This window comes from Lacrimispora amygdalina (genome assembly GCF_900205965.1).
In the GTDB taxonomy this organism is placed as follows: domain Bacteria; phylum Bacillota; class Clostridia; order Lachnospirales; family Lachnospiraceae; genus Lacrimispora; species Lacrimispora amygdalina_A.
Map to the genome: position 1 here is coordinate 66,588 of NZ_OAOF01000001.1, position 22,140 is coordinate 88,727.

General features: G+C 44.4%; 17 protein-coding genes and 1 riboswitch. Of the genes, 8 read left to right on the forward strand and 9 right to left on the reverse strand.

What is annotated here, in order from left to right; translation table 11 throughout:
- Positions 1-265: 265 nt before the first annotated feature.
- The 5 genes from CRO04_RS00315 (at position 266) to CRO04_RS00335 (ending at position 6,104) form a co-directional block, all read left to right on the forward strand.
- The gene (locus CRO04_RS00315; RefSeq protein ID WP_097002245.1) at positions 266-1,507 is read left to right on the forward strand and encodes a cation:proton antiporter; all 1,242 of its coding nucleotides are present in this window, start codon (positions 266-268) and stop codon (positions 1,505-1,507) included.
- A gap of 112 nt (positions 1,508-1,619) precedes the next feature.
- Entirely contained in the window at positions 1,620-3,164 is a 1,545-nt protein-coding gene (locus CRO04_RS00320) for a DUF1538 domain-containing protein (protein ID WP_097002246.1), read from the forward strand.
- Entirely contained in the window at positions 3,148-3,858 is a 711-nt protein-coding gene (locus CRO04_RS00325) for a P-II family nitrogen regulator (protein ID WP_097002247.1), read from the forward strand. The genes CRO04_RS00320 and CRO04_RS00325 overlap by 17 nt, the downstream gene beginning before the upstream one ends.
- A gap of 78 nt (positions 3,859-3,936) precedes the next feature.
- Positions 3,937-4,320: a BlaI/MecI/CopY family transcriptional regulator gene (locus CRO04_RS00330; protein WP_097002248.1), complete on the forward strand. Its 384-nt coding sequence runs from the start codon at positions 3,937-3,939 to the stop codon at positions 4,318-4,320.
- On the forward strand, positions 4,317-6,104 hold the full coding sequence (locus tag CRO04_RS00335) for a BlaR1 family beta-lactam sensor/signal transducer (RefSeq protein WP_097002249.1): 1,788 nt from the start codon (positions 4,317-4,319) through the stop codon (positions 6,102-6,104). Before CRO04_RS00330 ends, CRO04_RS00335 begins: the two co-directional genes overlap by 4 nt.
- Before the next feature lie 52 nt (positions 6,105-6,156).
- Here CRO04_RS00335 and CRO04_RS00340 read toward each other — a convergent pair whose 3' ends face one another.
- The 4 genes from CRO04_RS00340 to CRO04_RS00355 form a co-directional block, all read right to left on the reverse strand.
- Positions 6,157-8,280, reverse strand: coding sequence for a penicillin-binding transpeptidase domain-containing protein (locus CRO04_RS00340; protein ID WP_097002250.1), 2,124 nt, complete (start codon positions 8,278-8,280; stop codon positions 6,157-6,159).
- 12 nt (positions 8,281-8,292) lie between these two features.
- Positions 8,293-11,151 (reverse strand): penicillin-binding transpeptidase domain-containing protein, encoded by a 2,859-nt coding sequence (locus CRO04_RS00345; protein WP_097002251.1) that lies wholly within the window; start codon positions 11,149-11,151, stop codon positions 8,293-8,295.
- A gap of 145 nt (positions 11,152-11,296) precedes the next feature.
- Positions 11,297-11,932 carry an ABC transporter ATP-binding protein gene (locus tag CRO04_RS00350; protein ID WP_097002252.1) on the reverse strand — a complete coding sequence of 212 codons (636 nt, stop codon included), beginning with the start codon at positions 11,930-11,932 and terminating at the stop codon, positions 11,297-11,299.
- 478 nt (positions 11,933-12,410) lie between these two features.
- On the reverse strand, positions 12,411-13,775 hold the full coding sequence (locus tag CRO04_RS00355) for an alanine/glycine:cation symporter family protein (RefSeq protein ID WP_097002253.1): 1,365 nt from the start codon (positions 13,773-13,775) through the stop codon (positions 12,411-12,413).
- Between the two features lie 101 nt (positions 13,776-13,876).
- Positions 13,877-13,971, reverse strand: a riboswitch (glycine riboswitch).
- A gap of 301 nt (positions 13,972-14,272) precedes the next feature.
- Between CRO04_RS00355 and CRO04_RS00360 the strand changes: the two genes are divergently transcribed.
- Positions 14,273-15,172, forward strand: a complete 900-nt coding sequence (locus tag CRO04_RS00360) for an alpha/beta hydrolase (protein WP_166432433.1) — start codon at positions 14,273-14,275, stop codon at positions 15,170-15,172.
- A gap of 58 nt (positions 15,173-15,230) precedes the next feature.
- Here the strand turns inward: CRO04_RS00360 and CRO04_RS00365 are convergent, their stop codons facing one another.
- On the reverse strand, positions 15,231-16,181 hold the full coding sequence (locus CRO04_RS00365; RefSeq protein WP_097002255.1) for a 4Fe-4S binding protein: 951 nt from the start codon (positions 16,179-16,181) through the stop codon (positions 15,231-15,233).
- Between the two features lie 26 nt (positions 16,182-16,207).
- On the reverse strand, positions 16,208-17,833 hold the full coding sequence (locus CRO04_RS00370) for an FAD-dependent oxidoreductase (RefSeq protein ID WP_097002256.1): 1,626 nt from the start codon (positions 17,831-17,833) through the stop codon (positions 16,208-16,210).
- Positions 17,834-17,970: 137 nt separating this feature from the next.
- Here CRO04_RS00370 and CRO04_RS00375 point away from each other — a divergent pair, with 137 nt between their 5' ends.
- Positions 17,971-18,849: a LysR family transcriptional regulator gene (locus CRO04_RS00375; protein ID WP_097002257.1), complete on the forward strand. Its 879-nt coding sequence runs from the start codon at positions 17,971-17,973 to the stop codon at positions 18,847-18,849.
- A gap of 24 nt (positions 18,850-18,873) precedes the next feature.
- On the opposite strand, the gene CRO04_RS00380 is transcribed toward CRO04_RS00375, so the two are convergent.
- The gene (locus tag CRO04_RS00380) at positions 18,874-19,728 is read right to left on the reverse strand and encodes an MBL fold metallo-hydrolase (RefSeq protein WP_097002258.1); all 855 of its coding nucleotides are present in this window, start codon (positions 19,726-19,728) and stop codon (positions 18,874-18,876) included.
- Positions 19,729-19,849: 121 nt separating this feature from the next.
- Between CRO04_RS00380 and CRO04_RS00385 the strand changes: the two genes are divergently transcribed.
- Entirely contained in the window at positions 19,850-20,041 is a 192-nt protein-coding gene (locus tag CRO04_RS00385; protein ID WP_097002259.1) for a 4Fe-4S binding protein, read from the forward strand.
- A 140-nt stretch (positions 20,042-20,181) separates the two neighbouring features.
- On the opposite strand, the gene CRO04_RS00390 is transcribed toward CRO04_RS00385, so the two are convergent.
- Together CRO04_RS00390 and CRO04_RS00395 are read right to left on the reverse strand one after the other, a co-directional pair.
- The gene (locus CRO04_RS00390) at positions 20,182-21,168 is read right to left on the reverse strand and encodes a helix-turn-helix domain-containing protein (protein ID WP_166432434.1); all 987 of its coding nucleotides are present in this window, start codon (positions 21,166-21,168) and stop codon (positions 20,182-20,184) included.
- Positions 21,169-21,376: 208 nt separating this feature from the next.
- Positions 21,377-22,135, reverse strand: a complete 759-nt coding sequence (locus tag CRO04_RS00395) for a DUF3307 domain-containing protein (RefSeq protein ID WP_141400926.1) — start codon at positions 22,133-22,135, stop codon at positions 21,377-21,379.
- Positions 22,136-22,140 lie beyond the last annotated feature (5 nt).

Here is a 22,140-nt window from a genome sequence, read left to right on the forward strand (position 1 = left end):
TTAAAAGCATTAAAAATAAGCTCTGCCTGGACAGCGCCTTTTTAATCAATATTTATTCAACTTTTTCTACGTGGGATCATATGATGAGAAAATAGATAACGGCATATACATGCCCTCCGGCTTTCGTGAATTTTAATTGCAGACAGTATATCATAAAACCTGATTACTGTAAAGAATCTGCCGTCTTTATTGACATTTGACAGTAATGTAAAACAGGAGTAATATGTTTTTGTTAATCTTATATAAATTATAAGGAGGGGTTTGTATGAATTACAGTTTCTTACTGAATCTAACCATGATTCTTTTAAGCACAAAGGTTTTAGGTCTTGTTACAAGGAAATTCCATATGCCTCAGGTGGTGGGTGCACTCTTAGCCGGAGTCATTCTTGGACCTGCCATGCTGGGCACGCTTCATGAAACCGAATTTCTTGATAAACTGGCAGAAATCGGTGTAATTGTTCTCATGTTTTGTGCCGGTCTGGAGACAGATACCAAAGAATTAATGAAAAGTGGAAAATCAGCATTTATCATCGCACTTATTGGCGTCATCGTGCCTTTGATCGGTGGCTTTTGGGTGGCTGAATACTTTAACCGGCCCGACAGAATCCCTTCCGATGCCTCCTGCCCGCTTTTTTTGCAAAATATGTTTATCGGGGTCATTCTGACTGCCACTTCCGTAAGCATTACAGCCGAAACCCTAAAAGAGATCGGTAAAATTAAAACTCATTCAGGCAATGCCATACTGGGAGCAGCCATCATTGATGATGTGCTGGGAATTATTGCACTCACCATTATTTCCAGTACAACTGATCCGAACGTCAATCTGTTTGCTGTTTTATTTAAAATTGCCGCATTCTTTGTCTTTTCTGCTGTTGGCGGTGCACTGATCTTTCATGTTTATTCCCGCTGGAGCAACCATGCCGAACGCGGGTTACAGCGTCATGTCATAGCCGCTTTTTCTCTCTGTCTTCTCATGTCTTACATAGCGGAACACTTTTTTGGTGTCGCTGATATTACAGGCGCCTATATCGCAGGCATTATCATTTCCAACACCCAGAAATCCCACTTTTTGACTTCAAAATTTGACACTTTATCCTATCTTCTGCTCTCACCGGTATTCTTTGCCAGCATTGGTCTGAAGGTAGAACTTCCTCCCATGACACCTGCTATCGTTCTTTTTGCTATATTTCTTACCCTTACTGCTATTTTAACAAAAGTAATCGGCTGCGGAATCGGGGCAAAAATTGGCGGGTATAAGAATTATCAGAGCATCCGGATCGGAGTGGGAATGATCTCCAGAGGGGAAGTTGCCCTCATTGTGGCAGGAAAAGGACAGCAGCTTGGTCTTTTAAGCGGAGATTTTATTGGCCCGGTAGTTCTTGTTGTCATTATCACTACTGTTATCACTCCGATCTTGTTAAAACCGGTCTTTCAGATTGGACCCTCAGTCCCCTTTACAGAAACACGGCTGGGCGAAAGTTACGAAGAAGTTTCTAAATACCGGTGAATGATTTTCACCGCTTTGGCCGATTTTAGTTGCAATCGCAACTATCTTTATGATACACTTAATATGGTCTGACCAAAAAGGTCAAATAAAACGGTCAACAGGAGGTATTCACTTGAATCAAAAATTAAAGGAAAAAATTATTGAATCCCTTTCATCTGTACTGCCCGTTACATGCATTGTGCTGATTTTGTGTATAACAATTACACCTATGCCGCTTGATCCGCTGATGCTGTTTCTGGTAGGTGCAGCCTTACTCATTGTCGGAATGGGCTTATTTACACTGGGTGTGGATATGTCCATGATGATCATTGGAGAGAAAGCAGGAAACCAGCTGGCAAAATCAAAAAAAATTCCCCTGATTATTTTCGCATGCTTTATGATTGGTTTTATCATTACAATCGCGGAACCAGACCTACAGATTCTGGCAGGACAGACTCCTGCCGTGCCTGATCTGGTGCTGGTTGTTTGTGTAGCAGCCGGTGTGGGACTTTTCCTTGCTCTGGCTTTTTTAAGAACCTTGTTCGGATGGAATTTATCCAGACTTCTTTTGATTTGCTATGGAATCCTGTTTATTATGGTATTCTTTGTTCCCAAGGATTTTCTGGCCGTAGCCTTTGACTCTGGAGGGGTAACCACCGGGCCAATTACCGTTCCATTTATCATGGCTCTGGGAGTGGGACTTTCCTCCATCGGCAGAAGCAGTAAGAATTCAGGCAGTAACAGCTTTGGACTGGTGGCACTCTGCTCAATAGGTCCAATTCTCTCCGTGATGATACTGGGGATATTCTATGGCTCCTCAGCCAGCAGTTATGAGCCTGCGGTAATCCCTGCCATCAGCAATTCCCAGGATTTGTGGCTGGCTTTCCAGCATGAATTTCCTGATTATGCAAAAGAAGTTTTTCTGGCCCTGTTACCTGTATTTGCTTTTTTTATGATCTTCCAGATATTCCTTTTAAAGCTCAGGAGGAGACAGATGATTAAAATACTGATGGGAATGATGTATTCCTATCTTGGACTCACACTTTTTTTAACCGGCGTTAACGTAGGATTTATGCCGGCAGGAAATTACCTGGGAAAACAGCTTGCCGCTCTTACCTATAACTGGATTATGGTTCCCATCGGCATGCTCATCGGTTACTATATTGTCAAAGCAGAACCCGCTGTTCTAGTATTAAATAAACAGGTAGAGGAAGTAACAGGAGGCGCCATTTCCGAAAAAACCATGATGACCGGATTATCCATGGGTATGGCTATTTCCCTTGGATTATCCGTTATCCGAATTTTAACAGGACTTCCCCTTCTTGCAGTTTTAATTCCCGGATATGCATTGGCTTTAGGTCTTTCCTTTGTTGTACCGCCTATCTTTACATCAATTGCATTTGACTCAGGAGGTGTGGCTTCCGGTCCCATGACAGCCACCTTCCTGCTGCCCTTTGCAATGGGTGCATGTGAAGCAACCGGCGGAAATATCGTGACGGATGCGTTTGGTATCGTTGCCATGATCGCCATGACACCATTAATTACCATTCAATTAATCGGCGTAATGTATTATTTTAAAACCAAAAGATCCAATTCTCTTGCTGATACTCCAGCCATTGATATGGATCTGGAATTTATAGAACTGGGAAAGGAGGAGGCAGATGACTTCCAATCATAAAGTTTACTGGATTACTGCTATTGTGGACCGTGGAAAAGGGGAAAAAGCAGCTTCCGTTTTTAAAGAATATCAACAGGAACTGCTCCTTCATGTCCGTGGACACGGAACAGCAAGCTCTGCAATTAAAGATTGTCTGGGACTTGACGAACCCGAGAAAGATCTGATAATCGGGATAGTTGATCAATCAGCAGCCGGAGCACTGTTACCCAAGCTTCATAAAAAAATGGATCTTGATAAACCGGGTGCCGGCATTGTATTTACCCTCTCTCTTTCCGGAATCAGCGCCGCGGCTTCTGCTCTTTTAACGTCCAGTGAAGCCGGCAGCACAAACCATTTATCTACAGAATATTACAAGGAGGAACATCCGATGTCAGATACAAACGCATATGAATTAATTGCATCCGTCATTCAGGCAGACCTTTCAAATCCCATTATGGATGCAGCCCGGAATGCAGGCTGTAAAGGTGGTACACTCATCAAAGCAAGAGAACTTGGCAGCGATTCCAGCAAAAGGCTGTTTGGATTAACCTTATCAAATGAGAAAGAGATTCTTCTTATGCTGGTACCTAAAAAAGACAAACAGGCGATACTGAAATCCATATGCGAAACTGTGTTAAAGGAAACAGGAGAACATGCCATCGCATTCTCTCTCCCCGTCGATACGGTGGCAGGAATCAACACTCTGATGAAATAACAGTCCTCCATTTCTTGACACTGCGGCTTTCTGCTTTTATAATATATGTATTACATTTGTAAGAACAGGAGAATGAGTATGAACCGCCTTCCGCAAATTTCTGAAGCAGAATATGAAGTGATGAAGGTACTTTGGAGGTATGCTCCAATCAGCACCAACGAAGTAACCGAAAAGCTGACCCAGACAACTGACTGGAATCCCAAGACGATTCACACGCTGTTGAAAAGGCTGGTTCAAAAGGGGGCTGCTACCTATACCAAAGAAAGCCGTGTGTTTATTTATACCCCTCTTATTCAGGAAAAGGACTATCTGAAAAAGGAAAACAACCATTTTTTAAACCGGTTTTACAATGGCAAACTATCCGGTATGGTTTCCAGCTACATTAATAGCAATCATTTATCTGAAGAGGACCTGGCGGAGCTTAAAAAGCTTCTTTTTAAAGAACAGGAGGAAGAATCATGATGCTGCTGTCTTCCCTTATGGAACGCCTGATGATTAACAGCATTGTCATATTCGCATTAACCGGAATCATTGCGCTGATAAAACGGCTTTTAAAAAATCATCTTACCTACAAAGCCCAGCACAGAATCTGGTATTTGCTGTTGTTCGTACTGGCCATTCCATTTCTCCCCCTTCCCCTCCTCGAAGCCGGACACGGACTGGGGCTGTTTGGCAGGCTGGGCGGCGCCTTCACTCCGGCAAATGCCCCGGCGTCATCTCCCTCATATGGAACAGGAATCACCGGTCTTTTAGAAGATTTTTCTATCTCGGTCAGCCGCAGGACTTCCCTGCCTTTTCAATGGTGCCTTCCATATCTATGGGTGCTTGGGATTGGTGTCACATCCCTTGTGAATATAATCTCTGAGATTAGAATCAGACAAGTCCGGCAGGTTTCTCTTCCCCTTCAGAACAGGCAGATAAAAGCAGTATTTGACAGCTGCCTCAGGGAGATGGGTATAAAAAAGGAAATTCCGGTTTACAGCAGTGCCTGTTTAAGTTCCCCTGTAGCTGCCGGTTTTATAAAACCGGTGATCATAATTCCCATGCATATGCTGTCGGAATTTACAGAAAGAGAAATACGCTATATTCTTCTTCATGAGCTGACTCACATTAAACACAGGGACCTTTACCTCAACCGGCTGCTGGCTCTTGCCCAGGTCCTGTACTGGTTTCACCCTGCCGTATGGCTGGGTCTTAGAGAGATGCGTAAAGACCTGGAAGTTTCCTGTGATTTATCGGTTCTGTCCATGCTGGAAGAGAGCAGCTATCTGGATTATGGCAAAACCCTGATCCGGTTTGCTGAAAAAGTGAACAGTCTCTTCTCTCCTGCTGCTGGAATCGGTGGTACCAAAAAGGAGATTTTCAAGAGAATCCTCTGTATCGCAGCTTACCGGAAAGAATCCGTATGGGTGCAGTGGAAAAGCCGCATTATTCTGGTCCTTTGCGGAGTACTGCTTCTTGCTATTACGCCTGTTATATCTTCTCATGCAGCTGGCAGTTCTTATCAGTTTCATTCCGATCATGTGACGCAATTGGATTTAAACCCGTATTTTTACGGATACAATGGAAGTTTTGTTCTGTATGAAATCCATTCCGGGAAGTACTATATCTATAATCAGGAGGCCGCAGCAACCAGAGTTTCTCCTGACTCCACCTATAAAATTTACAGTGCTTTGTGTGCCCTGGATCATGGAATCATTACTCCTGATTCGTCAAATCTGAAGTGGGATGGATCACCTTACCCCTTTAAGGCCTGGAACAGAGATCAGACTCTGGATACAGCCATGAGCCACTCTGTAAACTGGTACTTTAAAGCTCTGGACGAGAAAAACGGAATCACTTCCTTAAAGAACTGCATCGCAGGATTAAACTACGGGAATCAGGATTTATCCGGCGGACTGGGAAACTACTGGCTGGAATCTTCTCTGAAAATTTCGCCGGTGGAACAGGCAGAGTTATTAACACGCCTTTACCAGGGAACACTTCCCTTTAAACCAGACCATATAAAAGCAGTAAAGGACTCCCTTTACTTATCCTCCAGCCAGGGCGTTTCTCTATATGGCAAAACCGGAACCGGAACCATAAACGGAAAGAACAGAAACGGCTGGTTTATCGGCTTTGCAGAATCCGGGGAAGAGACCTATATATTTGCCACCAACATACTAAATGACCACTCTGCCAACGGTCCTGCCGCTGCTGCGATTACACTGAATATTTTAAAGGACCAGAATATCTACCAACAGTAAAACAGAGCCAGAGGATTAAGAATTTTCTTAAGCCTCTGGCTCTGTTTTTTACTTATTGAACCGGAATATAGGAATCAAGTACCAGTTTATCTTTTCTCACCACATACCCGCTCCCGCCACGGTTCTTCACATCCTCCACCATACTGACCAGTAAAATGGGAGTCTTTGCAGCGGGGTCTGCCGTAAATACTGAAAACCAGCCAAGCTCCGTTCCTGTGGTATCACCTTTGGAGGCTTTGATTTCTGCTGTTCCTGTCTTTCCTGCAAGCACCAGATCCGATCTCTTAATGGCACGGCCAGTTCCATGTTCTGAGCTGACAACCTTTATTAAATCATCCCGGACCAGATTGGCATGTTCCAAAGAACAGGCTCCGGAAAACCATACCTTTGCTGCCAGATTTTCTTCTTTTCGCATTACCGGCTGAATAACATTTCCTTCATTGGAAAACATCGTGTAAAGTGCTGCTAAATGAATGGGATTTACAAGCATCTGTCCCTGTCCATAACCACTGTCAGCCAGCTGCACTTCCGACTCAATCCGGTCTGAATTGGAATACTGGGACTTGGCAACAGCAATTTCAAAAGGAAGGGCCTGGTTAAATCCCAGTTTATCCATTCCTGCCATAAAATCATCGTAACCAATCTTTAAGGCTGCTTTAGCAAAATAGATATTGTTGGAATAAATAAAGGCATTTTCCAAATTGAGCGGGCTGCTGTCATGAAGGGTCGTTATGTAATAATTTCCCCAGCTCTCATCCTTTCTCCAGCTTAAACCGGTGCTTATGTAATCCTCATTGGGATCTATGGCACCGCTTTCAAGTCCAATCACCGCAGTAATAGGTTTAAAGGAGGAACCGGGAGCAAACTTCTGGCGGAAACGGTTAAAAAGCGGTTTCCTCTCGTCGTTATTTAACGAGTTCCATTGATCCGCCGGCATTCCCAGAATAAAATCATTGTCATCATAGGAAGGTGTGCTTACAAGAGCCAGAATCTCTCCTGTATTTGGATTCATGGCTACGCTGCAGCTTTTGTCTTCCTGAAATGCATCATAGATCATACCCTGAAGCTTGCTGTCAATGGTAAGTGTGATATCCGTTCCGTCGGATCTCGGTTTTACTGCAAGGGCTTTCTTTTTATTCCCTGATGAATCCGCTATGAGAATAGTCCTGCCGTTCGTTCCCTTTAATTCCTTTTCAAAAAGCGCTTCCATACCGCTTCTTCCAATGACACTGTCTGTTAAATAATCTTCTCCCTCATGTTTTTGAAGATCTTCAGACGTCACATTCTGGACATATCCGATGAGATGGGCTCCCTTTTCTCCCAACGGGTAAAATCGCACAGAAGTATCTGTAATCAGCACTCCCGGAATGGTAAGCAGCTGATCCTGAAGCTCTTTGTTCTTTCTGTCTTCCTCACGGACATCGTCTGACTGCAGCTGGAACTCATCCACCTTTTTTAAGGTTTTTAACGGAACAAAGGAATCCTCCTTTACCCAGCCTGCAGACAATTTTTTTTGTATTGTCTCCGGAGACATGGAAAGAAGCTCTCCCAGCTTTTCCACATCCTGACCGGAATCCTGGCTCATTTTCCCCGGAACCAGTCCAACTGAGGAAGCAGTTCCTTTTCCGGCCAGCATCAGACCGTTCCGGTCATAGATGGATCCCCGGCTGGCCTTGTCTGTTAAGACTCTCACTTTATCTGTCTTCGTAAGCTCCGGGAAAATCATGCCGTCATTCCATTCCAGCTTATAACCGGTTTTATCTTCTTTGTTAAAAACTGCATGACTGGTAAAGCTGATTTCTCCTGCCAGACTGTTTAAACTCATCTGATAGGCAACGTCTGCTTCCTCATCCTTTAAATCTACACCTGTTACTTCGGTCTTTATGGCCTCAGCTTCGATTCCTTCGTAAATATTCTTATTTCTGGCAGTAAAATCCTCCAGACTGATATTTAACTGGCTTTGCTGGTCCAGCAGCCCGTACATGGCTTCATAGTCTCCTTTTTGTAAAGAGGACACATAATCCGTCCAGAGCTCTTCCGGCTTCTTCTGAGCCGGCACCTTCTTCCCCAGCCGGAGATATAAGAATCCTCCGGCCAGACCGATGATCAGTATCAATAAGGTGCAGGCAGTGCTGAACAAAAAACGCTTCATTCCCCGTCTTGCTCCCCGTCTCATTGCATTCCTCCTTTAATCAGTACGCAGATTGTTGGATACACCGGAAGCCTTACCGGTCAGAATCTGATCCGTATCTTCCAGATGGAAATAGTAATTAAATATACCTTTTCCCACCCCTACTACATTACCGGAGCTGTACCCGTTTGCAATCCTTACCGTGATGGCAATCTGGGGATTGACTAACGGAGCGTATCCAATAAACAGTCCATGGTTGGGCTTGGTTTTTGACTCCTCTGCAGTACCGGTCTTCCCTGCTGCATCTATTTTTATGTCTTTTAATGTGGCATTGGACTTCACCAGCTCATTCATGCCTTTGGCAACATCATTCCAGACAAACTCCGGTAAATCAACCGAACTGCTTAAAGAAGGAGTAAAGGATTTCACTACGGTGCCGTTACTGTCTGTGATCTTACCGATCATGGACAACTGATAGCTTTGTCCATGGTTTGCCAGAGTGGCCGTATAACGGGCAATCTGGGAGGTGGTATAGTTATGGGTTCCCTGGCCGATGGATGAAGGAATCGCAAACTGGTCGGTTACATGGGGCTTCGCCTCTCCGATCTCTATTCCGGTGTTCTTATCCAGATCCAGAAGTTCTGCATATTTGATTAAGGTATTTAAGCCCTTATCCTCGGAAAAGCTTCCGTCCGCCCCTGATCCCAGCCGGTAGGTAATTTCTGATAAATAAACATTACAGGAGTTTTTAAGTGCATCTGCACTGGAAGAAATCACTCCATGCCCTGCCCGCTTCCAGCAGCGCAGTGGCGGTTCCACCTTATCGAAAATACCGGTACATAATACACTGGTATCGGTCTGAATCACGCCTTCCGTAAGGCCTGCAATCACGGTAACAGGTTTAAATGTGGAGCCAGGCGCCGTCAGCTGGCTGGTCGCCCGGTTAAAAAGCGGAAGGGATAAATCCTGCTCCAGCTGCTGGTAATAGGACGTATCCATCTGGTTTGCCAGCCGGTTGTTATCATAGCCCGGATAACTGACACAGGCAATCACCTCCCCGTTCTGGGGGTTGACCACAACTGCAGAGCCGGAACATGGATTTAAAGCCAGCTGCGCCGGTGTGATCTCCAGATTGCCGATTTTCCTGCGGATAAACTGCCAGGCACTTAACTGGCCATTCATCAGAAGCGGATAATCCGGATCATTCTTCGAAAGAACTCCCTGCTCGTAAAGGAGCTCCTCAATCTCCTTCCCGCTTAAGGACCCCTCTCCGATCATTGCCTGATAGATCTTCTCTTCAAACTCACGGTTTTCTGCAATATCCTTTAACATCTTATCTTCTGCAAGACGCTCTGCATCCTGGATCTCCGTATACTTTTCATTATTGTCCAGACGGCTTAAATCCATTTGGCCTGCAGCAATGGATTCGGTCAGATACTGTCTCAGGCTCTTTTCCTTCCAGTCCCATGTGCCGCTGCCGTTAAGCAGAAACTGGTCCTTGCGTGCCTGGCTGACCAGGAAATCCAAATATCCCTGTACTTCCGGACCAAGTGCCTGATAAGCAGCACCAGTCGCATCAAAGGCACCGGAAATCTGGCTGGTCACGGTCTCCTTTTTCTGCTTGAACGCTTCGTAGACACGCTTTTCTAACTCCGACGCATTCTCCCCCTTTAACCGCTCCGTATCGATGACATGGTTCTGAATCAGCGCATAATACACTTCGTCAGATGAAATACGGATCTGGGAGGCATCGTTGGCTTTTGGCATCTCCGCCCTTCTGGTCTCCACCATATTAGCCAGCAGGATTCCTGCAATCTGCTGCTTTAACATCTGATAAACCGCATCCTGCAGCCCTTTGTCCAGGGTTAAATAAACGTTTTCCCCTGTCCCCGGGCTGCTGGTGATTACCGGGTCTGTTTTGGGATTTCCAACCACATCGGTATAGAATTGCTGGGTTCCGTCCTTTCCCCTCAGCCATTCTTCCATGGACTTTTCAATCCCGCTTTTTCCAATCACCGACTGATTAGAGTAAATATCGTTATTCTCACCTAACGCTTCCAGCTCTTCAGCAGAAATACCGCCTGTATATCCCAGAATGGAAGACATGCTCTCCCCTCCATAATATACACGGATACTGCTGTTCTCCACATCGGCTCCCTGGAGACTGTGCTTTTGCTCCATTACACCTACCATGGCCTTGTCCGATACGTCAGAAGCAACCAGATATGGGAGGTATTTCCGGTATGAGTTCAAAGAGAGACCGTAACGTATATTGGCAACCTGTAAGATCTCTTTGGGAGACAAGGACTCCGGAAGACCGTACGTTTTCTGGTCTTCTTCTGAATAGGATGAATCTATCATGAATTTTTTCTTTCCGCAAAGATCCTCCATCAGCTCTCCCGCTGTCTTTTGAGACTGTTCCTGGGTTAAATCCGTCACCTGGCTCTTCCCATAGAAATCTGCTTTAAACCGGCTTAACTTCCATCCGTCTGCCGTATATTCATAGTTTCCTTCCTCATCCGCTGTGATGGGCAGACTGACATTTAACTTATCATCATCTCCCACAAGGCGGATCAGCTGATAGGCAATTCCATTCAATGTTTTCTGTTTTTCCTTCTGATTCTTATAATTCCCGGAATCTTCCAGAGTGATGTTGTAGGACAGACGGTTGGAAGCCAGAAGCGTTCCATTCCTGTCATAAATATTTCCCCTGTTTCCAGGAAGCCTCTGGGTCTTAATAATGGAGGAGATAAATTCCTCCTGACTGGCCTCCCCTTCCATGATCTGTAAATGATATAATCGTACAATCAGTACCGTAAGCAAAAATCCGAAAAACATTCCTAATATCATTAACCGGGGAATCTGAAAGGAAATGTCCGGAAAGCTCTTATTCTTAAAAAAATGACTGCGGCGCATAATTCTCCTTATTCTTACGCTTGTAATATTTATAATATGAAAGGAACAGGGACCCCTTTTATAACCTCCCTGCAGAAAAACAAATTACTACGTATGTAAGATTTGATTATACACCTGATTGCTTCAGATGTAAACCATTTTTTCCTTATCTCAAAGCCATCTGGAGCCGTTCCATCTCATAGAATTCCCCTTTTAACTCCATCAGTGTCTGATAGCTTCCTTCTTCCCGGATTTTTCCCTGGTCTAAAACCACGATCCGGTCCGCTCCCCTTACGGTAGAAAGCCTGTGGGCAACAATAAAAGTGGTCCTGCCTTTAATCAGCTGATCCAGAGCATCCTGGATCTCCTTCTCTGAAATCGTATCGAGAGCAGAGGTGGCTTCATCCAGAATGATTACCCGGGGATCTCTGATAATTGCTCTTGCAATGGAAATCCTCTGTCTTTGTCCCCCGCTTAAATTGGCACCGTGCTCTCCGATCATGGTATCCAGACCTTTGGGAAGCTTTGCAATTACTGATTTTAAATTTGCTGCCTCCACAGCATGGTTTACTTCTTCCTCTGATACACCCGAAAGACCATACGTAATATTCTCCCTCACTGTACCGGTAAAAAGAACCGGTGACTGGGGTACTACAGAAATAAATCTCCGGTAGCTTCTTAAATTAATATCATTGATGTCAGTACCGTCAATGAACAGCCTGCCGTCACCTGGTGTAATAAAACCGATTAAAAGATTAAGTATTGCTTCATAAATAATTATAGCTGAACGGTTTCTCTCAATAGATAAAAAAGATCAGGGAAAAGTATTTTTTAAACTACTCCGTTTTTGAATAATGACTTGATAAATAAAAACATAGGCGTTTAGATATGTTAACAAGTAGAAATATATGGATGAACTAGATTTTTTTAAAGATGTATCTATGATAAAAATTCCGTTTGGAGGCGAAATGGGAGGATCAGGCCTGACGGCCTTTCCCAGAGAATTATAGAAGATTGGCAGATTCTGTATTAATACAATCCGTCAGGGAAACAGGTTTTTTACAGATTATTTAAGAGATGCAGTTTCCGTTCAGATACCCAAAACTTCCGGGTTGGACAACCGGACATTCTGGATATCATTCATGATGAGAGGCAGGGAGTTTTCAGTTCTTGCAGGATGCATCTCCTACCACTGCTGCCCCAACGCCAGGCATTTGACCTTCTTTCCCCTTCTCACCCACCCAAAAGGCGGTATAATCGTAGAGATGAATCGGGCGAAGCTACTCCATGATATCCTCTCCCCTTGCTGCTTTTGCCACAATTCCAACGGAGGATAAAAGAGCAATCAGGTTTGGAAATACCATCAGTGCGTTAAACAAATCCGATAAATTCCAGACAAGCTGAACTTTTAAAAAGGACCCAAGGATGAGAAACAATACAACAATCAAAGCATACCCCTTTGTCGCTTTTACCCCAAAAAGAGCTTTCACATTCACCTCGCCGAAGAAATACCAGCCGATGATTGTGGAAAACGCGAAGAACAAAAGGCAGACTGCAACAAATGTGCTTCCAAGGGATCCGAATGTATTGCTGAATGCCGCCTGCGCAAGAGCGGTTCCCTGAGGTGCTCCCTCCACTCCCGGAGTGAGCTGTCCGGAGGTGAGAATCACCAGCGCGGTCAGATTCAAAACCACAAACGTATCAATAAACACTGCCATGATTGCCATAACCCCCTGATCCTGGGGCTTTTCTACCTTTGCAATCGCATGGGCGTGAGGAGTTGAGCCCATACCGGCCTCATTGGAAAAAAGTCCTCTCGCAACTCCATAACGCATGGCTTTCTGAACTCCGATTCCTGCTGCACCGCCAAACAGTGCCTGGGGGCGGAATGCGCCAACTACGATGGATTCAAGTGCCGGCAAAAGTGCACTGTGATTCATAATCAGCACAATCACACAGCCTATCATATAAAAACCCGCCATAACCGGTATCAGCTTCTCCGTAAGAGAAGCAATTCTCTTTACGCCTCCCATAAAGGTAAACGCAGCTGCTGCTGCAATCAGAAACCCGACGATCATCGGATCTACCCCAAACGCCGTATGAAAAGCCTGACCTATGGAATTAGCCTGAACCATATTACCGGTAAATCCCAGTGCAAAGATAATAGCCAGAGAGAAAAATGCCGCCATAACCCTGCCGAAGGTTCCCTGAAAACGTGCTTTTATATAATAAACCGGACCACCCGTAACTTCTCCCTGTGAATTGACCGTTTTATATTTCTGTGCAAGAACTGCTTCTCCGTAGTTTGTTGCCATTCCAAAAAAAGCGCTTACCCACATCCAGAAAATTGCTCCGGGTCCTCCGGAATAAAGCGCTGTCGCACAGCCTGCAATATTGCCTGTACCTACCTGAGCGGCAATAGCTGTGGTTAACGCCTGAAAAGAGGACATTCCATCCTTACCGGCATTCTCGCCGTTCAGCTTAAAACTGCCGAACATCCGCTTCAAGCCTTCCCTGAATTTTCTGATCTGTACAAACCGGGTGCGGACCGTAAATAAAATTCCCGTTCCCACCAGCAGATACAGTAAAATGCTGTTCCAGATAATACCGCTGACTTTATCAACCAGCTGTGTAAATAGTTCCATGTGACAGACCTCTCTTTTTTTTACTGAAAAAAGCCAAATCATGCGGGATGATCTGGCTCTGAAAGTAAACAAATAAGGGCATCACTGCCACTAAACATTTGAACTTATACTCTGTCCTTTTGCCTGAGAGATTAACGCGGTATTTCGCGCCTTGCACCTTCGGCACCCATTCATGAGATTCTCCAGAGCCACATCCATTCATAGTCCTTATCCGGTATTTCGGATGCCTGAGAGTGTTACTCCTTCGGCAGACAATTGTCATTTTCCTACGAACTTCGCTTGTTGATATGGTACTTTTATACTGTATCACATTAGCACAGGAACTTTATAATGTCAAGTCATTACTTTATTTTCTTTTCTCTATACACTTCATTTTTTTCGTTCTGTACCGTTCACCACTGTCTTTCCATTATAATTTAATTATTATAAACTGGTGATTGTGTATAAAATTTGGTACAATGAACTTAACTATATTTATAATGGAAGGAGTTGTCATTTTGATTATCCAAACCCATAAATTGAATGAAAATGAATCCGCCGGATTTTTTACAGCTTATCTGATCGAGGATTCCAAAGAGCTTTTGCCTGGTAAAAAACGTCCTGTGATGGTTATTGCGCCTGGCGGGGGATATCTGTTTACCTCCGACCGGGAAGCAGAACCGATTGCTTTCCAGTTTTTATCCATGGGATATCACGCAGTTGTTTTAAGATATACAACTGGCGATCCAGAAGGAAAACGAACAGGAGTTGCCAGCACCGCACTAAAAGAACTGGCTCAGACTGTCCGGTACTTAAGAGAAAATTGCGGACGTCTGTTTATTGACCCTGATAAAATTGGAATCTGCGGTTTTTCTGCAGGCGCTCATCTGGCTGCAAGCCTTGGCGTGCACTGGCAGGAAAAGGAACTGGGAGAATCCCTTTTCCCCTCTCCATGCAGTACTGATAAGATCCGCCCAAATGCGCTGATCCTTGCCTATGGTCTGCTGGATTATCAGGTGATGAAGAAGAAATCAGCCGAAGATGCCGGAGATGCTTCAAAAAAAGAGATGTTTGCTTTCATGGACCGGGCAAATGCCGCTCTGACCGGAGAGACTGAACTTACGGAGGATGTCATTCATACCTTCAGTCCCAGCCGCTTCGTCTCCTCAATGACTCCGCCTGCATTTCTATGGCATACATCAAAGGATGGACTGGTATATGCCGAGAATTCTCTGGTCTTTGCCCTTGAAATGGCCAGACACCATGTCCCCTATGAACTCCATATCTTTCAGGATGGCGAACATGGACTGGCTTTGGCGAATCAAGTAACAGCCAATTCCCAAAACCAGATATCTCCCGAGGTTGAAGCCTGGGTTCAGCTTGCCGGTGCGTGGCTGAAAAAACAGCTCCCGTTCTGACAAAACGCAGGGAGCTGTTAAAATTAATTATGGAGCAGGAGGCATGGAAACCAAATGCTTAGCAGGTAGCACCACCCACCAGATGCAGCTTTGCATCCAGGATCTCCTGCTTCCTGTTTAATATATCATCGGAAAGGAGCTGCGCTTCCACGTTCTCAAAACCAATCCGCTCGATGGTATCAGCAAACCGCTCTCCGGTATGCCCCTGCTCACGGAACAGAAGAATGGTCTTTTCAACTACCGATAGCACTTCCTCTTCACTTTTAAATATTCTAGTAAGAGCTTTCCCATGATTTATCTTTTTCCCCCATCTTCCGCCGATATACACAATAAACCCAGGTGTTCCCTCTTCAATTACGTCAAAGGGACATTTTCCTATACAGCGTCCGCAGTTGTTGCAGATCTCCGGATCAATTTCAATCAGACCATCGGAAAGCTTTGCAGCCTTCATTGGGCATGATGTCTCCACCTGGCATTTCTTACAGCCGTTACACATATCCTCCTCTACACAGGGAATCATCTGCCCTACGATACCAAGATCATTTAGATTTGGTTTTACACAGTTATTGGGACAGCCGCCTGTGGCTATCTTGAATTTGTGAGGCAGCTTTACCGTATGATACCCCTTATAGAACCGTTCATGGATCTTTTCCGACAAATCAAAGGTATCATAAAGTCCATACTGACAGGTGGTTCCCTTGCAGGATACGACCGGGCGCACCACAGATCCGGTTCCTCCGGTTTCCAGTCCTGCTTCTGCCAGGCGGCTGCGGAATGCTTCGATATCATTAAAATGAATTCCTCTCACCTCCACGGTTAAGCGGGAAGTAAACTCCACATCTCCGTTGCCGAATGTTCTTGCTGCATCTGCAATGGCAGCAGTCTGATCTGCCGTTATCTTGCCATTTACAGTAATTACACGTCCGTTAAATAAATCGGTTCCCTTGTTATTTAAAAAACCCAGTGCTTTCACTCTCTTGATTTCATCTGGTTTTAATGTGCATGCCATAATTAACGCTCCTGTTTTCTATTTTGTTATGAACCTTCCACTTCTGTAAAGGTAATGCCGCCTTCCAGTACCCTGGTATGTTTGTAGCCATAGTAATCCAGCCGGTTTTGAAGCAGATAGGCGCGCTTCCCCCTGTTGCACACAAGGAGAATGTGATCTTCCTTATCAAGACCGTTCAACTGCCCGTCAACTTCCGTTAATTCTACGTGCACGGCTCCCGGAACAGAAGGTACCTGCCCTGCATCTACCACCTTATAACCTTCCGCCATTCCCTTTGCATATTCTGCAGGAGTCATGGTTTTGAGACTGCCGTTTATTTTATTTAACAGAATATTTAAAGTATGTACGAACGGATGGATCGCAGTTGAAAATGGAGGAGCATAAGCAAGATCCATATCTGCAAGATCATTTAAATCTGCCTTGCACATGATGGCAGTGACTGCTATATCCACAATCTTATCAACTGCACCAATACCGGCTGCCTGAACTCCCAGAAGGCGGAGTGTTTTTTTATCTGCAATCATCTTAATTATAAAGAAGGAAGCACCTGGCATATAATGAGCCTTATCATCCACCACTGCAATCACACTGACCGCATCAAACCCTTCCTCAATGGCCTGTGCTTCTGTCAGTCCGGTTCTGCCCGCATTCAGTCCTGGAAGCTTACAGACTGCCGTCCCTAAAACCCCACGGCCAGAGCGTTCCCCTCCTGCTATATTCTGTGCAATGAGGCGTCCGTTTATATTAGCCGTTGAACCCATGGGCGACCAGGCAGGTTTGCCTGTGATGGCATTTCTCACCATCGCACAATCTCCAGCGCTATAGATGTCCTTATCATTGGTTCTTCCCTGGGGATCTGTAATAATTGTTCCCTTGAACATTTCAATTCCGGTTCCCTCAAGGAAATCCGTATTTGGTCTGATTCCTGCACAGAAAACAACCATATCTGCTTTATAGGCACGTTTATCAGTTACTACCTTCTCAACTCTACCATCGCCTTCCAGAGCAGTTACCTTCACCCCTGTCACAACAGGAATTCCTGCATCAGCAAGTTTTCGTTCCAGATAATCAGAAACCTCCGGATCAAAACCAGGAAGAATCTGAGGCGCCATATCCACTACAAATGCCTTAATTCCTTCTGCTGCCAGATTCTCTGCGAGCTCCAGACCGATATAGCCAGCTCCAACTACAACAGCCTTCTTTATTCCTCCATTTGCGGCAAGTTCCTTAATCTCAATGGCATCCTCAGGCGTCCTCATGGTAAATACATTCTTAAGATCCCTTCCCTCAACAGGTGGAATTACCGGACTTGCTCCGGTTGCAATTACAAGCTTATCATACGGATAAACCTTCTCCTCACCGGTCATCAGATCTACGGCGGTCACTGTTTTTTCTTCACGGTCTACCTTTTTTGCCTCTGTGCGGATTAAAACCTTTGCACCTGTGAGCTTCTCAAACTTCTGGGGAGTATTCACGATCAGCTGCTCCTTATGTGGAATCACATCACCTACAAAGTACGGGAGTCCGCAGCCTGCATAAGATATGTTTTCTCCTTTGTTTAAAATAATCACTTCATTCTCTCTGTCTTCCCGCATCAGCTTTGCCGCTGTTTTTGTGCCTGCAGCAACACCGCCAAGTACAATCACCCTCATTGTTTTTCTCCTTATCTTATATCAGTATATTTGACTATTTATTATCAATATCATAGCACTTGTTTTTCAGACCGTAAAATAGTATTATCTAAAGTATGATATTGATTTTTTCTATACCAGAAGAAAGGGGATCGTAAATGGCAACCTTAAAGCAGCTAAGAACTTTTATCGCAGTGGCGGAAACATTGAAGATGAGTGAAGCAGCCAAACGCCTCTACCTGTCACAGCCTACGGTAAGCCAGATTATTGCAGAACTGGAGAAAGAATATGAAACCACATTTTTTAAAAGATATCCCAAACATCTGGAACTGACACCTATGGGAAAACTTTTCTGGGACAGGGCTTTAAATGTACTAAACAGCTACGAGACGTTAAACCAATCCATGAAAAGCACTACGGTCATCCGTCCTCTCCGGGTTGGCGCCACATTAACCATCGGAGATACTATGATCAGTGACATCATACAGAAGCTGCAGGAAAACCACCCGGATATCTCCTGTTCGGTTCTGATAGAAAATACGAAAATACTGGAAAACCGCCTGATTCACAATGAGATTGATCTGGCACTTGTAGAAGGTGTAATCCTGAACGATAAGATACATACAGAACCAATTATGGAAGACGAGCTGCAGCTTGTCTGCAGCAAGGATCATCCCTTTTCAGGCAGGGATACAATCAAAGCCAGTGATTTATGCAACTGCGAATTTATTCTGCGGGAAGTCGGCAGCGGAACACGTTCCATCTTTGAAAATCTCATGCAGACCCACCATATTCCCTATACAGTAAAATGGGAATCCTACAGCGCTTCTGCCATTCTTGACAGTGTTGCGCGTAACCTTGGCATCGGGGTAATCTCCACCCGCTATGTAAAGAATAATTCCAGGGCAGACGTTCTAAAGACCCGCCCCATTAAGGACATGCCTATGAACCGGTACTTTTATCTCTGCTATAATGAGTGTCACTCCTTTAACTCACAGATGGCTGATTTCAAGGATGCAGCAAAGTCCATGGAATAGTGAGCCTGCTGGAATTCCTGCTTACTACGGGGTGGGAAGCAGGATTTTCATGCCATCAAAGGCAAATTCGATCCCCTCATACTGCTTTTGCAGCCTTAAGTAGTCGTCGTAGGATTTTCCCCAGTCTTCTTCTAAATGGGTAATTATGACTTTTCCTATCTGAAATTTGTCCTTTAATTCAACAATCTCTTTCATAACAAATAGTTCTTTACGCAGATCATTTGTTTCATCAAGCACAAACCCATCCTTTAACTGATCTCCCACAATGGTATTGCCAATAATTAAAACATCGGCTTTATAAAAAATGAGGTGCTCCGGAAATGGCTTCACATCGCAGGGTGCATAAATCACTTTCTGGTGTTGATTTCCTATTACAAAAACCGTTACTGTCCCGCTTTCATCAACCGGAACGAACTCAATATGAATATCATTTTTGTCCATATGGTTCATATTCTCAACTTTTGCAAGACCCATGTCTTCATAATATTCCAGCATGGAACCATACTTGCTGCACTGGCGCCTCAGTTCCTTTGTAATCTCAGGCAGCGCCCCTACTGTCAGAGGCTGGCTGCAGGTTATACCCACAGACCGGGCCAGCCAGTCCATCCTTAACTGTTCAATCACCCGGATTCCCATGGTATGATCCGGATCTGCGTGACTGAACAATATGGTATCAATCTCTTTCACATCTGCATGGTTTAATGCTGCATTGATATCTTCCGGCGTATCAATTAATAAATTTAAATCTTCTAAATACAGGCTGCAACCGCATCTTGCATAGGGAACTCCTTTTATTCTGGCTTCTCTGCATATTCTGCATTGGCATAATGGTCTTGGAATGCTGACACAGCCGCCTGAACCGATTATTTTTATTTTCATACGTTCTCCTCTCGTGTATTGAAAAATTTTCTCATTTCGTGTGACGTTGTTACAGACATCATGCTTCACTTTACTTATAATACAGACATAAACAACCCACTCATGGAAAGAAGGAAATACAATGAATGCACAAACCCTTGTTGTTATAAAAGAAAACTGCCCCCAGAATCACCCCTGCCCCTCTGTCCGGATCTGTCCGGTCGGTGCCTTAAAGCAAAACGGTTTCCAGGCTCCCACCGTGGATATGGATGCCTGCATCCGCTGCGGCAAATGTACCAGATTTTGTCCAATGAAAGCGCTGCGATTAGTCTGATTTTCTCATTTAAAATCATTTGGACTTAAGGGCAAATTCTCTGGAAAGAAACTTTCCCCCGCATCAGAAGATGCGAGTTTCAATTATGAGAGTCTGCTCTTAAGTCCTTCTGATATTTACGATGTTAATTTATATTACCCCTATTCAACATGTTTAAATGCTCCGGTAATTCCCCACACAGCTCCAAACAAAACCGCTGCACAGGGCCAGATAATCCAGGTCCTGCCCCAGTCCTGAGTAAAAAAGCTGATCCCCAGATAAACAGCAGTCACAATACACCAGTAAATGGCCGGAACACGTTCTGTTTTTTTCTTTTCCAGTTTTTTTGCTTCCGTGTAATCTCCCTCCTGAAGAAGAATCTGAAAACAGGATTTCTTCTCTCCCGCCAGAATCAGCAGGTAAACAGCTGCTGCTACAATAACAAACAATACTTCCAGGCAGATGGTCTGTATGAATTCAGAAGCATCTAAGGAAGATGCAATCAGAAGCGGGCATACGGAAATAATACACAGAAACACACCTGTGACCGTATAGATCCGGTTGAGCCCTTCATACTCTGCCATTTTTTTACGAACAATTGCTTCTACTCCATATTCCAGCCGGAACGCTTCTTTTTCCAGATCTCCAAATCGTTCCATTTTCATCCCATTTAATATGAAAAACACGGTAGAAAGTCCAACAATCAGAAGCAGAACAATGACACCAACACCCCCTGCCATTCCTTCACTGATCACATTTTCTTTATATTCCGCCAATGCGCCAAGATAAATAAGAACAGCCGGCGACAGGATACAGGCTGAAACAGCCCCAGCTACCTGCTTCGATGCTTTGATCTTATTCTCCATAAATTCGCCTGCAACTTCCATGGTAATTCGTTTCATCCCGTTTTCACAATCAGGAACCTCTGACGAAACTGCCGGCAAATCTTCCAGCTCCTCCTTCAGCAGATAATCCGTTGATACACCAAATAACTGGCTGAGCTTTAAGATCCGCTCCAGATCTGGAATAGAAGCCCCTGATTCCCATTTGGATACTGACTGTCTGGACACATCCATCTGGAAGGCAAGTTCCTCCTGGGACCACCCGTTTTTCTTTCTGAGTTCCATAATTTTTTCTGCTAAAATCACAATTATCCATCCTCTCATCATTCATTTTGGTCACCCTGCCCACCCTTTGCTTCATGGTTTTATTATTGCCTCACCAAGAGCTGACGATGTCTGATGACTGCCTCTATTATAAGATTTTCACCGGTTGTCAACTACCAAGTGCACTGTATGATCTGACAACCAGCGGTTGCAATTGGCAAAAAGCGGAGGTTAAATAGATAATTAAGACTCAGATGATAAGAAAACGGGAACATAATATGGCTCCTGCCGTACTCATTAAGGTTCCAAGCAGATAATATTCTGCAAAATCCTGATCTTTGGATATCCGGTCATATCTGGCTATGGATTTGGCTGTTAAAACAAGCCCCGCTGCGGAATACTGGCCTCTGGATATCAAAATCAACATGATCATTCGTTCCAGTGTGCCGATCAGTCTTCCTGCATTGCGGTTTCGTTTCATCTCCCCCGGCCTGTCCATGGGTTTATAGATCAGAAGCATTTTCTGAATCATTAAATTCATGGGTTTATGTACAATAAGCAAAGCTAGAATCCAGGCTGCAGTCACCTCAAAAGAAATGTGTGCTGTATCAAAAAAATCGGTAATTATCTGCCACTTCAAGGACTGGATATGTTGGGAAGCCAGGATATAAGAAATCACCAAAAGACTGGAAAAATGCAAAATCTGATCCACGCAAAAAATAATCCGTTCCTTTTCCGGTGTTTTTTTCTTTTTACTGGTCAATGACTCCAGATAAAAGAACTTTCCTGTATCAATGACAAAATGGCAGAAAGCCGCAGTCAGACTTAAATAAATCGCATTTCCCGGTAAAATCATCAAACTGATTGACGCCATGGTTCCCAGATAGCTGAAACTATGAATCAAAACCCAAAGGAACCTGCTCTCTTTCTTTTTTGCAGTCTCCTCTGTCTGTGTATAAAAATCCCCCAAAACGTGCCCTAAAAGGAGCACTATCATATATTGTTTCAAATTCT